12 protein-coding genes are annotated in these 17,648 nt (G+C 24.3%); 7 read left to right on the top strand and 5 right to left on the bottom strand.

Translation table 11 applies throughout. From position 1 onward, the window contains the following. Nucleotides 1–143 precede the first annotated feature (143 nt). Nucleotides 144–2,903 carry a right-handed parallel beta-helix repeat-containing protein gene (locus MBCUR_RS06960; RefSeq protein WP_169805811.1) on the top strand — a complete coding sequence of 920 codons (2,760 nt, stop codon included), beginning with the start codon at nucleotides 144–146 and terminating at the stop codon, nucleotides 2,901–2,903. A 401-nt stretch (nucleotides 2,904–3,304) separates the two neighbouring features. Here MBCUR_RS06960 and MBCUR_RS10085 read toward each other — a convergent pair whose 3' ends face one another. Beyond that, nucleotides 3,305–3,841, bottom strand: coding sequence for a thermonuclease family protein (locus MBCUR_RS10085; RefSeq protein ID WP_245637296.1), 537 nt, complete (start codon nucleotides 3,839–3,841; stop codon nucleotides 3,305–3,307). Between the two features lie 342 nt (nucleotides 3,842–4,183). On the opposite strand from MBCUR_RS10085, the gene galE reads away from it, so the two are divergent. Together galE and MBCUR_RS06940 are read left to right on the top strand one after the other, a co-directional pair. Continuing rightward, nucleotides 4,184–5,146, top strand: coding sequence for a UDP-glucose 4-epimerase GalE (galE, locus tag MBCUR_RS06945; protein WP_067091952.1), 963 nt, complete (start codon nucleotides 4,184–4,186; stop codon nucleotides 5,144–5,146). A gap of 40 nt (nucleotides 5,147–5,186) precedes the next feature. Next, nucleotides 5,187–5,876, top strand: coding sequence for a CRISPR-associated protein Cas4 (locus MBCUR_RS06940; protein WP_067091950.1), 690 nt, complete (start codon nucleotides 5,187–5,189; stop codon nucleotides 5,874–5,876). Between the two features lie 102 nt (nucleotides 5,877–5,978). On the opposite strand, the gene MBCUR_RS06935 is transcribed toward MBCUR_RS06940, so the two are convergent. After that, nucleotides 5,979–7,220: a transglutaminase-like domain-containing protein gene (locus MBCUR_RS06935; protein ID WP_067091948.1), complete on the bottom strand. Its 1,242-nt coding sequence runs from the start codon at nucleotides 7,218–7,220 to the stop codon at nucleotides 5,979–5,981. Nucleotides 7,221–8,425: 1,205 nt separating this feature from the next. On the opposite strand from MBCUR_RS06935, the gene MBCUR_RS06930 reads away from it, so the two are divergent. Next, nucleotides 8,426–8,857 (top strand): arsenate reductase/protein-tyrosine-phosphatase family protein, encoded by a 432-nt coding sequence (locus tag MBCUR_RS06930; protein ID WP_067091946.1) that lies wholly within the window; start codon nucleotides 8,426–8,428, stop codon nucleotides 8,855–8,857. A gap of 114 nt (nucleotides 8,858–8,971) precedes the next feature. Here MBCUR_RS06930 and thsA read toward each other — a convergent pair whose 3' ends face one another. The 3 genes from thsA to MBCUR_RS06915 form a co-directional block, all read right to left on the bottom strand. Next, complete coding sequence (gene thsA / locus MBCUR_RS06925; RefSeq protein ID WP_067091944.1) at nucleotides 8,972–10,627, bottom strand: thermosome subunit alpha; 1,656 nt, start codon at nucleotides 10,625–10,627, stop codon at nucleotides 8,972–8,974. Nucleotides 10,628–11,130: 503 nt separating this feature from the next. Further along, complete coding sequence (locus MBCUR_RS06920) at nucleotides 11,131–11,700, bottom strand: flavodoxin family protein (protein ID WP_067091942.1); 570 nt, start codon at nucleotides 11,698–11,700, stop codon at nucleotides 11,131–11,133. Between the two features lie 104 nt (nucleotides 11,701–11,804). Further along, nucleotides 11,805–13,025: an FprA family A-type flavoprotein gene (locus MBCUR_RS06915; RefSeq protein ID WP_067091940.1), complete on the bottom strand. Its 1,221-nt coding sequence runs from the start codon at nucleotides 13,023–13,025 to the stop codon at nucleotides 11,805–11,807. Nucleotides 13,026–13,636: 611 nt separating this feature from the next. Between MBCUR_RS06915 and MBCUR_RS06910 the strand changes: the two genes are divergently transcribed. The 3 genes from MBCUR_RS06910 to MBCUR_RS06900 all read left to right on the top strand — a co-directional run bounded on the left by MBCUR_RS06910 (nucleotide 13,637) and on the right by MBCUR_RS06900 (nucleotide 17,245). Continuing rightward, nucleotides 13,637–14,557 (top strand): alpha/beta fold hydrolase, encoded by a 921-nt coding sequence (locus MBCUR_RS06910; protein WP_067091938.1) that lies wholly within the window; start codon nucleotides 13,637–13,639, stop codon nucleotides 14,555–14,557. A 136-nt stretch (nucleotides 14,558–14,693) separates the two neighbouring features. Continuing rightward, a complete protein-coding gene (locus MBCUR_RS06905; protein WP_067091936.1) occupies nucleotides 14,694–15,617 on the top strand; it encodes a pyrroline-5-carboxylate reductase family protein in 924 nt (307 codons plus the stop codon). A 677-nt stretch (nucleotides 15,618–16,294) separates the two neighbouring features. Then, nucleotides 16,295–17,245, top strand: coding sequence for a hypothetical protein (locus MBCUR_RS06900; RefSeq protein ID WP_067091934.1), 951 nt, complete (start codon nucleotides 16,295–16,297; stop codon nucleotides 17,243–17,245). The last annotated feature ends 403 nt before the right edge of the window (nucleotides 17,246–17,648 follow it).

The following is a 17,648-nucleotide window of genomic DNA, read 5'->3' as shown; positions in this document are numbered from 1 at the left end:
ATTTATTTTTGATAAAAACAATGATTTATTAATTGCAGATATGTGTGAATATGCAATTTTAGTACCATAAACATAAATTATAGTTATTTTATAATTTGTTTTTAAACTTTCCAATATAAACTATATTATAAAAGGTGATGAATTTGTTGTTTAATAAAAAATGTATATTGGTATTGACTATTTTTGTGGTTTTGGGCTTTTCTGTGTCTAGTGTTAGTGCGGGTTCTTTGTTTGTGAATGAGTCTTGGTCTAGTTATGATATTCAGAATGCTCTTGAGAATGATGGTAGTATTGATGTTTTGTATTTTAATTCTACTGGTCTTGGTGGTGTTTATGGTGGGATTAGTTTGTTGATTGATCGTGCTATGTCTATTGTTTGTGATGTTGATGTGGTTCTTGATGGGTCTCTTGGTGATGATCTTGCTATGTCAGCATTTAGTATTTCTGAGGATAATGTTCTAATTAAAGGATTTACATTTTTGAATTATGGTATTGGCGTTAGTGGTTCTGGTGTGAATAATATTTCTATTGTTAATAATAGCTTTAGTGGCTTTGATTTAGCTATTGACTTTGATATTGTTAATGGTTTGAGTGTTATTAACAATAGTATTTCTTCTTCTGGTGAAGGTGGAGCTATTTCAGTCCGTGAATCTAACAATGTGAATATTATTGGGAACAATATTAGTGGTGTTGATTCTGGTATTTATCTTTCTGAGTCTAATAATATTAAAATTACGGATAATAATTTTAGTAATGTTGAAGATGATGCTATTTACACTGATACAAGTGATAATCTTTCTGTTGAGGATAATACAATTAATACTGCAGGAGGATCTGGAATTTATACTTCCAATTCTAAAAATTTGAATTTAAAAAATAATAAGGTTAGTAATGTTGAAGGTGATGGTGTTGCTGTAAATACTGCTTCCAATGTTGAAGTAAGTGAGAATACTGTTGATGGTGCAAATGAAGGTATTTCTGTTTATGATGCCAATGATGTTAAAATAAAGAATAATAAAGTTGTAAAATCTCAGGAAAGAGGTATTTCTTTATCTAATAATAATAAAGTAACTGTTGACAATAATACTGTTAATTCTGATGGTGATGCTGTTGTTATGGATACATCCAATGATGTTTCTTTCACTAACAACAAGATTTCTGGAGGATCTTCTGGTGTTTCAGTAGATGAAGTAAATAACATTAATATAATTAAAAATACTATTAATTCTTCTAATATTGGAATTTATTTAATCAATGTCAACACTGTTAAAATATTGGATAACACTATTAATTCATCTGGCAATAGTATTGATGGAAACACTATTTCCAATGTAAATATCGCCAATAATAAAATTTATAATAATGATGTAGCTATTAATATTGATACTTTGAATAATGGAATAATAAATTCAAATACTATAAATCAGGGAAACAATGGCATTTTTTTAAGCAACGGTGATAATCTAACAATTTCTAAAAATAATATTTCTAATGTAAATAATATAGGTATTTATATAAATGGCTTAACTAGCAGTCAAGTTTCAAACAATAATATTAAAAACACTGGATATACTGGTATAGAGCTGAATGGACTTGATAATTGTAAAATAATGAATAATAATTTGAAAGATGTTGGATATCCTAATGGAGGTTATGGCTTATACCTAGAATCCCCTTTAAATACAGTAATTAGTAATAATCGTGTTGATGTCAGTGGATATGACAGTATATATGTTTATAATGCAGATAATATTACTATAACTGGTAATTTCCTAGAACATAATGGCTTCAATGGTATTTATGCACAATCTATTAGAAATTCTCTTATTGGCTCTAATCATATTTATTACCAATCTTATGCTAATGGCATTCATATAATCGAAGGGGATAAGTTAACAATTACAAAAAACAATATTTTCTTACATGAGATAGGTATATTGTTAGACTCTGTTTATTTCAGTAAAATATCATTTAATACAGTTTCTGAAGGTATTAAAGAAGGCATTGATCTTTATGGTCAGAGCAATAATATTTTTAATAATACTGTATTCAGTACTAATTATGGTGGTATTAGTATAATGGATGGAAGTTATAATAAAGTTTATTATAATTATGTGCATCATGCTATTGGTGCAGGTATTAGTTCTTATAGTGTTAATAATCAGATCTTTAAAAATACTTTGAAGAAAAATTATTTTGGAATTTATATAGGGTCTGATAATAACAAAATAACTTATAATAAAATATACAAATCTACTCATTCTGGAATTTGGATTAATGGAGAGGACAATAAGGTTAAATTTAATACTATTGTTAACGGGTCTAAATCTTCTGGAATAAGAGTTACTGGTGATTATAACTACATTTACAAAAACAAAGCTTCAAACACTAAAACTGGAGTTAATACTGCTGGAAATTACAATAAAATAATTAAAAACACCATTAAAGCTAAATCATATTCAATTTATCTCAAAGGAGATAGCAATACTATTAAAAACAATATTTTCAGCAGTGACAAATATGGAGCTTATATGAATGGAGTTGAAAACAAATTACACAATAATAAAATTAAATCCAAACATTATGGTATATATGTCTACGGTCACGAAAACTCAATATATAAAAACACAGCCAACAACAACAAATACAATGGCATTAATGTCTTTGGCAACAACAATAAAATTTCGAATAACATTCTAAACAAAAATAAAAGCCATGGTATCAAAATTAATGGTGATAGAAACAGTGTTTCTAAAAATAGTGTGAAAATTAGAGGTATTAAAGTAAATGGTGATAAAAATATTATAACAAAAAATAAATTAGGTAAAACAAAAGGTGAGGACAGTAGACATAGACTTTGTATAAGTGGATATAAAAATACTGTAAAAGGAAATACTAATTAATTTTTTTTTTTTTTTTTTTTTTTTTTTGATTAGAACTAATACTTAATCACTTTTAAAAAATAAAATTACCCACCCTTTAGATTATTTCGACTTTGAAATAAGCTGGAAAGATTCACGAACATTTAAGAGAAAAACTATTCGAAATATTACTTATTTAGGAAAATTCTGTGTTCAAAATGAAAATCGAAAAGGTTTTCGAATTCCTCAAAATAAACCTAGAATTAGAAAAAATACATGCTTATATGCTTAAATCTGTATCTAAAAAAGTATATCTAACTGTACTTTTAATGAAAATACTGATTTCAGAAGGTTACAATGAAATCCAAGAAATAATACACCTTGTAAATTTTAAGTAAATCAGATGCCATGTCAATTTTTTTTAAGAAATGGCTTCACAGGTGCTATGTCCAAGAGTAAGGATTAAATTCTGAAGGAGGAATAAACATTACTTCTGCAAGATTCTTTTTTAATAATTCTTGATTTATATTTGCACCATTAACATAAACAACCGCCAAAACTCTTCCATATCGATCAAAATGCTTTTTATCATCAATGTCTAAATAAATTGTTTTTCCTAAACACATTTGTTTAATAAAATCTTTTGCTTCTTTGTATCCTGGTTCTCCTCTTTCAGGTGTATTAACTCCAACAAATCTTATTCTTCCAACACCATCTACATCTATAGTATCTCCATCAACAACATAAGCACAATATCCTTGAGCATCATATTTCGATTGTGAGGATGTTTTACCACTGTTCGAAGTTTTATTTGAATTGTTGTAATCTGTTGAGTCATAATTGTGATTCTGATATGGATCATAAGATTCAGTATCTGCAATGGCTTTATTTAATTGTCCATCTTTATTTAAAAAGTGTCCTGAAAACACCATCAGTGCAATTACAATTACAAAAATTAAATAAATTTTTCTTTTTTCCATAAATTATTTTTTGATTTTTTTTATTAATATATTTTTTTTATCATTTTTTTTATTTTCATGTTCTTTTATCAATTTTATTCTCTTGAGCATATAAATAGTAAGTTTTATTTAATTTAAATACATATTTTATATTAATAAAATAATTTTTAAATAATTTTAATAATTTTAATAATTTATTTAATTGTATTAAAATTATCTTGTATGTTTTTAAAGTTATGCCATGGTTATTTAATTTATTAGAAGAACAATTTAAAAAATGTTCATCAAAAGGATTTTCTCAATGGTGTAATAAAACTAATTTAAACAAAATTATTTTAATAATTAAAAAATTTAGGTGTTTTAATGATTTTAATTACTGGTGGAGCAGGTTATATTGGGTCTCATACTGTAAAATATCTATTGAATAATGGGCATGAATGTTTAATCTTTGATAATTTTGTTTATGGTCATAAAGAAGCAGCTTTAACAAAATTCATACAAGGAGATTTAAATGATAAAGAATCGTTAGAAAAGGTTTTTAAGGAATATAAGATTGATGCTGTTGTTCATTTTGCTGCTTATGCTTATGTTGGAGAAAGTGTAGAGAATCCACAAAAATATTATGAAAATAATTTAGTAGGGACATTTAATTTGCTTAATATTATGATTGCAAATAATGTTAAAAAAATAGTCTTTTCATCTACATGTGCAAGTTATGGCAATGCAGAATATTTGCCTATTGATGAAAAACACCCATTAAACCCTATTAATCCTTATGGAAAAACTAAATTAATGGTTGAAAAAATTATGGAGGATTATCATACTGCTTATGGATTAAAATATATTGCTTTAAAATATTTTAATGCATCTGGAGCTTCTAAAGATGGTTCTATTGGAGAATCTCACAATCCTGAAACTCATTTAATTCCTCTTGTTTTAAAAGCCATTAAAGGAGATATAGAATCTATTACAGTATTTGGAACAGATTATGATACTCCAGATGGTACTTGTATAAGAGATTACATTCATGTCGATGATTTAGCAACAGCTCATAAGTTGGCTTTAGAAAAATTAGATGATTTTAATGGTGTCATTAATCTTGGAACAGGCACAGGAGTAAGTGTTAAAGAAATCATTGACTCGGCTATTAAAGTCACAGGAGTAGAGCCAAAAATAATATATGGGCAAAAGAGAAAAGGAGATCCAGCTATTTTAGTAGCTAATAACTCCCTTGCAAAAGAAGTTTTAGGATGGAATATTAACAACAGTGATATTGATAATATTATTGAAACTGCTTGGAATTGGGAGTCAAATAAATTGTTTTAATCATTTTTTTTTATTAAAATAAATAATTTTAGTGAGATATATGTCTGAAAATAAAATTATTAAGTTTAATTTTGATTATACTGTTGAAGATCATCCTAATATTAAAGGATTGCAAATAATTGGTGGTAAAAATAACTTCCCTATTAGTTGGTTAAATCAACAAGGGTACTGTGAGTATAGTTTATACTTAGAACATTTTGAAGGAATAACTACACCTCCTACTGATCATATGGTTAAAGGGGATATAGAACATAAAAAATTAGAAGATAAATTTAAAGAAGATGCAACAAAGATAACATTTGAAGAAGTTTTAGATTCTTCTAAAGAAGAAAAAGCTGTTTCAAGAGAAGTATTTGTTTCATCACCAAAATTTGGAATTAGAGGATTTATAGATGAGATTTGGATGACTCCTGAAGAATTTCTTATTATTGATGATAAACCTGGAACTGTTGCCTATTCCTCAACAATTCATCAAGTTCAGGCATATTGTTTGGCTTTTAAATCAATGATTGGAAAGGATAAAAGAAAAATAAAAGGAGTATTAAGAGAAAGAGGAACATCAAACGTTTTTTGGATGGAGGACTTTGATGAAAACAATGAAAAAAATATAAAATTTTTAGTTAATAGAATGCATGGACTGTTCAATGAAATAAAGCCATTTTTACCAACAAAAAATCCAAATAAATGTAGGTCATGTAGATTTAGTAAAAAATGTCAACATGCTTTGTAATTTTTTAATTTATACTGATTTTTAATATTAAACAAATTTTTAAGGGTAAATAAATAAAAATAGTAAATAATTTATTAAAAACAACAATTCACTATGGTGTATTTAAAATTTAATCTCATTATATTTTCCTTTTAGCAAATATTTATTCATATCCCAATTTTTTACATTTCCAAGGCTGTTTCTTAGACTAGTTGTATCTGATACCACCCAAGTATCTCCTATAAGTACTTGCACCCAAACATGACCATATGTCACTCCACTTGTGAATTTACACTTTCCATGAACATATCTTGCAGCTATTCCTGCTGCTCGGTATAAGCTTGCAGAAATATGTGCTTGATCCACACAGTTTCCATATCCTTTGGTCTTTGTTTTTACAGCACCAAATTTAGTATTGTAGTATAAAACATAATCTATATTTTTCTGAACCCACTTATAAATTGCAGTTGCTTTTGCAATTGTAGTTTTACACTTTTTAGTAATGGATTTAGATAATTCTTTTATAATTCTATTTGTGGATTGGCAATTTTTTGTAGCTTTTAAATAAGTATTTAACAAGTTTTTTTCTTTTTTAGTTAATTTATCATTTAATTTGTAATTATCATTAAAACCATTGTCTTCTTTAGATTTTGAAGGAGTTACAATTTTTTGTGAGGAATACTTTGGTAAGTATTTGTTGATTTTATTGTTTTTAGCTATGCTAAGAGAGAATGACTTGGGCAATTTTGAGCCACTTTTTTCTAAAAGACGACTAAACCAGTAAACATAAGTTTGATACTGCACTTTCACTCCTTTGTAACTAAGATAATTTGGCATCCTATTATTTTTATCAATAAAATTAACTATACTTTTTGCATAAGTAGAATAAAGTTTTTTACTTACTTTTCCTTTAAAATTATCGCCTAAAGGCTTTGAAGGGTTTTTAATATTATGCTTTACTGTAATCTTAGATTTTAAATTTTTATATTTATTATAAACAGTTTTACTAGCCATGTATGAAAATTCAGCTATTGAAAATTTATATTTTTTAATAGTTACATAGTTAGGTAATTTTTTATTTTTCTTAACATAACTATTAAGTGCTTTTGCAACATTTATTATTTCTTTTTGACTTAATGTTTTTGGCTTAACTGTGTTTACACTTAATGGTTTATTATTACTATTATTTGTATTATTATTATTGTTATTTAAAGACAATTTAATATTATTTATATTGCCCGACCCATCAGAATCATCTTCATTATCATTTATATTTTCCTCTATGTCACATACATTACTTCCATAACATGCTCCTACACTTAATAAAATGAAGCATGCCACTATTAAAAGTAATGGCTTTTTCATGTATTTAATTTTTTCACCTCAGTTTTGCACCAAATAAATTAAATCAATTATTAATATCTAATTGTTCAAATTAAATTAAAATAGTTTAATTAAATAACTAATTTAAGCAATTAATATTTAATAAAAGTAAATCAATATTTAGCTAAACAATCAATAGCTTAATTAAATAATTATTTAAATAATAGATATTTAATAAAAATAATAATAATCTAAATAAAATATTTTAATATCTATTTTTTCTAGAACAAATATTTAAAAATAAAATTCCAAATTAATATAATAAGAAAATTAATATAATAAGAAAATGTTTTTTAAAATTTTAAAATTAATATAACAAAAAAATATTTTTTAAATTATTTCTTTTTAAATTAATATTTATTATTAAAAATTTATTTTAAAATATATTGAAATATTTTTTTATTGAAATATTTTTTAGTGTTGTGCTTATTTATTTTCTTTGAAAGATTATATAAAGTTTTTTAAAATTAAAATAGCTATTAAATATCTATTTTTTTATGAAATTTACTATAAAAACTAAGAATTTAGTTAAAAAAGATATAATGGTAGTAATTCTTTTTAAAAAATCTTAGTTAAATTTCATGCTCATAATATATATTTTTAATAAAACAGAGTTGTTTTTATTAAATATGGTAGAATTAAGCCCCATTCAATGAATAAAGAATATAAATAAGGTATTTTTATAAAATTTTAATTAAATGTGCATGTTTAATAAATATTTTAACTGATTTAAACATATAGCTTGTATTTTCTAGCAATTTAAATTACTTAATTAAAAAAGCTATTTTTTTTAAAAAAATGAGGTTTATATTTCAAATTTAATTTTAAACAATATTTAAGAGTTTTGAAGTTTTGATAACTTTTTGAAATTTTTTTCAGACAAAAGTTTTGATAATGCCAATATTTACATTAAAAGATTATACAATAATATTAAATAAAATAGAAACAATAATATTTTATATATAGATTTGTAAATATTAAATTATTTAATATATAGTTTTATTTAACACATAATCTTATTTAACATATAATTTTGTTTATTGAATTAATTTAAGATTAATTATATTTATTTAACATATATACACATTTATAAAGCTATTTAGTTTAGTAAATTTTAAATGCTTATGGGTTTGATTTGATTGGATATGGTTGCATAAATATTTAAATGAAACATTGGTGATAAAAAGATGGTTAAAAGAGTTTTATTTATATGTACTGCAAATATTTGCAGAAGTGCAATGGCTGAAGGATTATTTAATGAAAAAACAGAGGATAACTTCCATTCTTTTTCATCAGGAATTTATGCTTACAATGGAAATCCTACAACCAAAGAAGCTATTAAAGTATTGAAAGAAAAAGGAATTGATATAAGTTCTCATAGATCACAAGAACTTACTATTGGAATGTTAAATCTTGTTGATTATGTATTTGTAATGACAGATCATCATTTACACTATTTAGTTGCCCATTTTCCAGAAAATAAGGAAAAATATTTTAAATTGGCTGAAGAAGACATTGATGATCCCTATATGAAAGGATATGATGCTTATAAAGAATCAGCAGAAGAAATTTCACAAAAGCTTGATGAAATTATAGAAAGATTATTTACTACTAATTAATATGAACTCATATATTTTTAAAATTAAAAAAAGAAAAAGAGACAAGTTTTTTGTATAAATAATAAAATTTTAAAAAAATGAGAAAAAGAATGTAAAAATTAGTATTAACTAAATTTACATCATTGGTGGCATACCGCCTTGTCCCATTCCATTGTATGTTCCTGGCATACCACTATTATCCATTCCATCATCATCGCTTCCTTGAGATTCTAATGATCCTCTTGCAGCTACTAAATCATCAATTCTTAAAATTGTTTCAGTTGCTTCAGTTGCATATTGAATGGCTCTTTTTTTAACTCTTTGAGGTTCAACAACACCTTTTTCTTTCATATCTACAATTTCACCAGAAAAAACATCTAAACCATAATTTACTGATTTTTCATGGGCAACTATTAAATCTACAATTGAATTTATACTGTCTAAACCTGCATTTTCAGCTAAAGTACGTGGAACAATTTCTAACGCATTTGCAAAGCTATTAATAGCTAATTGTTCTCTTCCAGGTATTGTTTCACCATATTCTTTTAATCTTTTGCTGATTTCAATTTCAGGAGCTCCACCACCAATAACAACTTTGTCATCTTCAATTGTAGCAGCAACAACTCCAAGAGCATCTTCTAAAGCTCTTTCAATTTCACCAGTCACATGTTTGGTACTTCCTCTTAAGACAATTGAATTTGCTTTGGAATTTTTTAATTCTTCTACAAAGACCATTTTTTGATCAAAAATCTTCTTTTCATAGACAATTCCAGCTTCACCTAATTCTTCTGAACTTAAAGCATCAATGTTTGTTACTATTTCAGCACCTGTTGCTTTAACTAAACGTTTCATATCAGATTTTTTAGTTCTCTTAATAGCTAAGATTCCAGCTTTTGTAAGGTAATGCATAGCTGCATCGTCTATTCCTTTTTGACAGAACAAGACATTTGCACCAGAAGATATGATTTTATCAACCATTTCTCTAATCATTTCATCTTCATTGTCTAAGAAAGCTTGCATTTGAAGAGGATTTGTTAAATCAATTTTAGCATCAGTCTCTAAGTCTTTTATTTCTAAAGGATATTTTAAAAGAGCAATTTTAGCATCTTTTACCTCAGCTGGCATATTTTCATCAGATTTACCTTTATCTATTAATATTCCATCAACACGATATGAATCTTCGACTGATCCTCCAGAAATTCTTTGGATATTAATGCTATCTTTATCTACACTACCATCATCTTCTACATTTAAAACAGCATCTACAATTAATTCTGCTAAAGAATCTTTTGCATTATCTGAACCTTTTCCAGTCATTGCAGTAATAGCTACCTTTAAAAGAGTTTCTTTATCACTTGCTTTAATAGAAATGTCTTCTAAAATGTCTATGGATTTTGCAAGAGCTAGTCTATAACCTAAAACAATAGAACTTTGGTGAATTCCCATTTCTAATAACTCTTCAGCTTTTTTTAACAATTCTCCAGCTAGTACGACCGTAGTAGTGGTTCCATCTCCAACATTATCTTCTTGTTTTTTAGCTATTTCTACTAGCATTCTTGCAGTTGGATGAACAATGTCCATTTCTTTTAAAATAGTTGCTCCATCGTTTGTAACAACAACATCACCAAAACCATCTACTAACATTTTGTCCATTCCTTTTGGGCCAAGAGTGGTTCTTATAATTTCAGCTAAAGCTTTTCCAGCTATAATATTCATTCTTAAAGCATCTCTACCTAAAAACCTTTCAGTTCCTTCAGGCATTATATATATTGGTTGTTGATTATTTGCCATAGTATCACCATATTTTTTTAATCATTTACTTTTTAAAGTATTTTTTAGTACTTTTTTAGCACTTTTTAGTATTTTTTAGCATTATTGATATTTAAAATAAGTAAATTATTAAACATTTTTAAATTCATTAAGCTTATTTTATAAGTTACTAAACATAATTTTATAAAAAATAAACAATTTTAATTAAAATTTTTATATAAAAATTTTTTACATATAAACCTGATTTAAAAAAATAATTTAAAAATTGTATTTAAAAATAGTAGAGTAATTATAAAATAATGTATAAAAAAAATATTTTAAATTAAAAATTATATTAAATTCTATTATTCAATAAATAAATTCTATTATTCAATAAAATTTATAACATTATATAATATACTAATATTAATATAAATAATTTTGTAAAAAAAGAGATTTCATTTTAAAATTTAGATAAAACAAAATATAATTAAATAAAATATAATTAAATAAATTTTATATTTTTTTAAAATAAGATTGTTTATTTAATCTCTTATTTTTTGAATTAATTTAGCAACATTTTCACCAAATCTTTGGATTGTAGCAACACCTTCTTCATCTTCAAGTGCTGTACCTTCTGCTTGGGCAAAAACAATGTTCCAATATATTGAGCCAGGAATTATCATTTCATTTATTGGGAAAAACATAGTCATCTCTTGTAATGTAAGTGATTGACCTCCACGTCTTGCAACAGCTATTGGTCCTCCAACCATCCAAGATAAAAATTGATCTGATTGTTTTGACACAAAACCTATTCTTTGAAGTGCAGACATTAAATCTCCTCGTGCAGTTCCAAAATAAACTGGAGATGCTGGAATAAATCCATCTGCTTTTCTTATTTCTTCTATTATTTCATTTAAACCATCATCAATACTACAAACACCTAAATTGCCACATTCTCCACAAGCAGTACATGATTCAATTTTTTTGGATTTTAAACTAAGAATTTTAGCACTTAAACCATTTTCTTCAATAACTTCTTTACATACATTCAAAATTTGCAATGTATTGCTGTTTTCTCTTGGACTAGCATTTAATAATACTACATCTACCATACTATCACCTTTATCATTATCTCATAAAATACTCATGTTTAGGAGCATTTAATAATTTACATTTAAATTTCATTTAATGAATTTAAGAGTATTTAAAAATAAAATCACTTCAATGATTTAGCAAGCTCTTTTCCTATTTCATAACATTTATCTAACTCATCTTTATGGGGAATATTTAAAATATCATAATTTTCAAAGATTTCAAAGCCTGAAGCTTCCAAATCTGTAGCTAATTTTTTGCCTGCTCCTCCACCCCATCCTTTTGAACCAATAACAACTGCTTTTTTGGTATATCCTGTTGCTTTAAAGTTTAAACAGTTGAAATAATAAATTATATCTCCTAAGCTTGGGAATGGATTGTTCATCATTGTAGGGCTACCTATAACCACTGCTTTACTATCTAAAACATCAGTTGCAGCATCACTTCTTTGATCATAATGCAGGAAATATGTTCTTACTTCAAAACCTTCTGACATTACACCTTCAGCCAAGGCATGAGCCATTTTTTGAGTTGAATGATGCATTGTATCGTAGATAAATGTTATTTTATCTTTAACTTCACCTGAAGCCCAAGAAGAGTATTTAGAAATAATTTTCTCTGGATTTGTCCAGATTTGTCCATGTGATGGGGCAATCAATTTAATTTTATCGGTTAAACATAGTTTGTTCAATTCATCAACTTTCATCAAAACCATTTTTGAAGATGGGGTGATTAAATTGGCATAAAACTTCTGTGCAGCATGTAAAATTTCAAATTCATCTATATCAGTATCTAATCTACTGCTTCTACATAAATGTTGCCCAAAAGCATCGTTTGAAAACAAAATCCCATCATCATTTAAAAAAGTAAACATACTATCTGGCCAATGTAACATTGGAGCATCAATAAAACTAAATGTCTTTCCTCCAACTTCAATTGAGTCTCCTGTTTTAACAAGATTAAAATTAAAATCTTTCAATGAAGGAAAATAATTTTTTAAACCATTTACTGCACGTGTAGAACAATAAACTTCAACTTCAGGGAATTTTTTAATAATATCAATCAATGTTCCACTATGGTCATTTTCAACATGATTTTGAATAACAACATCTATTTTAACTTCATTTTTTCCTTCTTTTTTAAATGCATCTTCAATTCTTCCCCATGATTGTGGAAAAAAACCAGGAAATACATTATCTATTAAAGTAACTTTATCTTCACTAAAAATTAAATAAGTGTTGTAGGTGGTTCCATCTAAGTTGTATCCATGATAATCTCGAATGTCCCAGTCTATAACTCCTACCCAATATACTCCATCAACTATTTTAATTGCATCTGCTTTCATTTTATCACATTTATTTAGTTTGTTGTTTATTTAGTTATAAATTTCAAATTTTTAGTTATAAATTTGAAATTATTAATTTTATTTAAATTTATTTTAAAGTTATTTTATTTTAAATTTATTTTATTTCAATATTATTTTATTTCTAAATTATTTTTTTAAGTATCGGTTTTTTTTTAAAAACATTTTCATTAGATAAAAATTTATTTTTTATTATTTATTATCTATTATTAAAATTTTTTTAATTTAAATCAGTTATTTAATAACAGTTTAGTTTAATAAAATTAATTATAATCTTTAGTATATATTAATATAATGATTTAATTTTTAATAAATATATTTATAATATAATTCATTAAAAAATTAGTTGTAAGTTAAATTAAGTTAACTTAAAAATAAACTAATTAAATATTAATTTTAAAAGCAATAATTATTAAACTCTTTTTTTTTATTTTTTTATTTTTTTATTTTATTTATTTGCTTATTTATTTTATTTATTTTATTTTTTTATTTTATTCATTATTTTATTCATTATTTTATTCATTATTTTATTCATTATTTTATTCATTATTTTATTCATTATTTTATTTATTTGCATTTTAACGGAGAAAATTATGGAAAAAAAGATTTATTTTGAAGAATATGGGGATAAAAGCAATGAAACAATTATATTTCTCCATAATAAATTAATGGGAAGTTGGATTTTTGAAAAACAAAAAAAATTCTTCTTAAATTATCATACTATTTTTTTAGATATTCCTAATCATTCTAAAAGCAATTTAGATTGGGGTACTGAATTTTCAATAGATGAGTCTACAGAATTATTAAAAGATTTCATAGTTGAGCATGGTAGAAATAAAATGGCTCATCTAGTTGGAATTGATTTAGGTGGAGAATTGATTTTAAATTTAATTTCTATTTATCCAGATTTAGTTTTAACAGCCATTGTTTCTGGAGTAAATTTATATTTTAGTAATTATAATGATTTAATTGATTATGCTAATTTAAAGGATTATAATGAGTATAATAATTTAAAGGGTTGCAATGATCATAATGGCTTAAGGGATTATAATGATTTTTTAAAAATACATAAGAAAAAAAAATTACAAAAAACTCTTGATTTTTCAAAAATTGAATATTTAGATAAAAAAGATTCAAATTTTCTTGTTAGAGGATATTTGGCAGAATTTGGGATTAGTAAGAGATATTTTTTTCAAATAAAAGAATCTATCAAAAAATTATCAAACAAAGACATTTCAAATATTAGTAATGAAACTTTTAACTTCACAATAAATGATAAACATAGTTTTAAGAATTTATTGATTCTTTTTGGAACTAAAGAATATCCAAAAATTTTTAAATCTGCTAAAAAAATTAAAAATCACTTTCCAAACTCAAAAGTTTATTCAGTATATAGAGCTATTCATCTTTGGAATTTAATTAATCCCAAATGGTTTAATGAAGTGGTTTTAGACTTTATTGAAAATAAGAAATTAGATTTATCAAATAAAAAGTATTTAGAAAAAATAGAATAATTACAAATAGAATAATTACAAATAAAATAATATAAAAATAGAGTTATAAAAAAATAGAATATTATAAAAATTATAATTATAGAAATTATAATTAAGAAATTATAATTATAGAAAAACTAAACATTAAGGTGTTTTAATGGAAAATAGAAAAAAATTAGGTTTTATAGGATATGGAAATATTGGAAAGTTGATAATAAATAATATATTATCTTTAAATTTATTTGATTTTAAAAATATCATTGTATCTAACAGAAATTTAAATAAACTTAATTTATTAATTGAAAAATACCCTGATATAACTGTTACATCAGATAATAAATTTCTTGCAATGGAATCAGATATTATTTTTATTTTTATTGGGACTGAAGATGTTAAAAATCTTTTAGAAGAAATTAAACCTTATTTAAATGAAAACACATATTTAATTCACTCTGTTGCTGCTTTAAGTTTTCAAATGATTTCAAAGATATACAATGGTAAAGTAAGTCAAGTTATTCCATCAATGGCTTCTAAATCTGAAAGTGATTTAGAAAAATTAACCTATTTGAAAAGATTAAATGATTTAGATGAAATTTTAGAGTTAAACAGAAAAAAACATGGAGTTTCATTAATATCTCATAATGAGTTAGTAGAAGAGGAAAATAAAGAATTTTTAGAAGATTTATTTTCTAGTTTTAGTGATATTAAAGTTTTGGGTAGGGAGAATTTAGAAAATGAAAGAAACATGGAAGTTGCTACTATACTTTCAAGTTGTGGTCCTGCATTAATATCTATTTTTATCAAAAACTTAGTTAAATTGTCAAATAGCTATTGTAATTTAGAAAAAGAAGAATTAGAAAATATTTTAATAAAAACAGTTAAATCAACCGCAACTCAATTAGATGAAAATAATCAAACTATTGATGAAATTATTAGAAACACAGCAACAAAAGGAGGAATAACTCAAGTGGGATTAGATTATATTCAAAATAATAATTTTGTTATAGATACCATGCTTAAAGAACTGTTTAAAACATATGATGAAAAAATAACCATATTAAATAAACAATATGGTCTTTAGAGTCTAAATTAAATTTAATCTTTATTTAATTTAATAAATTCATTGTTATTCATTATTGTTTATTATTATTTATTATTTATTATTATTTATTATTCATTATTCTTTTTTCTATTTAATATTATCCTTTAATAACAACAAGATGAAATACTCCTATTATTAAAAATGATATTATCTCATATAAACCTTTATATCTCAATTTAAATAAGATATAGTTAAAACAAATCCTCAAAAAAATATACAAAGAATAAAAAAAATATTTATACTATAGTTTATAGAAATTCTCTATTATATGCTTAATTTTATTTATTTAACTAAGATTTAAGTATGTTGATATCTTTTATTACTGAAAATAAGATTATTAAATAATAATATTTAAAACATATTTTAATAAATTTATTTTAATGAGTATGTTAATCAAAAAGTGATTCTTGTTTTTTTAAAAAAATTTATAAGCAAATTAAATCTATATTATTTTATTATTAGTTATAATTTTATTAATATTTTTTTAAATTAAATATCTTATTTTAAATTTTATTTTAATACTTTTATTTTAATACTTTTTTAAGTGTTTTATATTATTTTTTTTGACCGAATTAATAATTAAAAATTCTTTTTTTATAAATATATTTTTAATTTTATGCATTTAAATAACTGTTTTATATTTATTAGGTGATATTATGGCTATTGATGATAATTTAGATTATTCTAATGATAAAAGAGCATATTGCAGAAAAAGGAAGCGATTTGAAAGATTTGATGGATACAAAGTTAAAGCCATTCCTTCCTTTCAAAAACTTGTTCCCTATTTGATGAAAACTCGTGATGCATCTGCAAATTATTTTGAAGAGACATTTGATGTTAGTGAAGTTGTTAAATACTTAGAAGAGAAAAATAAAGAATTAAATAACCAAGATTTAAATACAAATGAAAAGTCTAATATAACTAAATATTCATACACTCTTTTTTTCGTTGCACTAATGGTACGATTATTAGCACTTAGACCAAATTTAAACAGATTTGTAGCAAGGAAAACAATATATCAAAGACACAATATACAAGTATCTTACATGGTTAAAAAAAACTTTTCTGATGAAGGAGAACAGTCAACAACAGTTGAAACCTTTGAAAGAGATTTCAATATTGAGGATGTTGGTAAGATATTATTTGATTCTATTGAAGGTGTAAAAGAAACTACTAATGATGCCACTGGAGGTTTTATATCTACTTTAATGAAGTTTCCAAATTTTATTGTGACCTTTGTTGTTTGGATCTTTGATGCTTTAGTTTATATTGGTTATTGTCCAGCTATTTTAAGAAAAATTGATGCAATGCAGTGTTCTGTAATGTTTTCCAATTTAGGTAGTATTGGTCTTACTGGAGCACCTCATCACCATTTATATGATAGGGGGACTTGTTCACTTTTAGTTTCAACTGGAAAAGTTAGAAAAGACAAAATTTTAGTTGATGGGAAATTAGAAGAGAAAGATGTCGTAGATATTAAAATTTCAATGGATGAACGAATAGCTGATGGTTTTTATTTTGTACAATCTTTTAAAATACTAAATGACATTTTAAAAAACCCATATCAACTTGATGAGAGATTAAAAGAACTAAAAATTGATGAATAGCTATTTTTAAAGTTTATAATCTATCAGCTTTTTTTATTTTCTTTTTTCCATATTTATTTTGTTTTTCTTTTGTGAGTGATAAAAATAAAAAGTCTTTATTTTTCTCTCAAGGAGGTTTAGTTCCTTTAAAAATTTTAATTAGATTATTAAAGTTTTCAGACTTAAAATTGTAAAATGGCTCTCTTTTTCAGTTTTTTTTTAAAGGTTGTGTACCAATTCGAAAATCTAATTTTCTAAATTTAATTAATTAAGTTAAAATTAAATTTATAAATTATAATCAGTAGTTCGTAAAGTGTTTTTGTATTTTTGTTTTTAAGTAGTTTTTGTTTCTATTATTTTTTTTTATCAATTAATTTTTGCATGTTCTGTTGGAATTTATTTTGATTTAGTGTGGTATTGGTGT

It is taken from the genome of Methanobrevibacter curvatus (assembly GCF_001639295.1).
Classification (GTDB): Archaea; Methanobacteriota; Methanobacteria; order Methanobacteriales; family Methanobacteriaceae; genus Methanoflexus; species Methanoflexus curvatus.
This window is presented reverse-complemented; position numbering and strand designations above follow the sequence as displayed.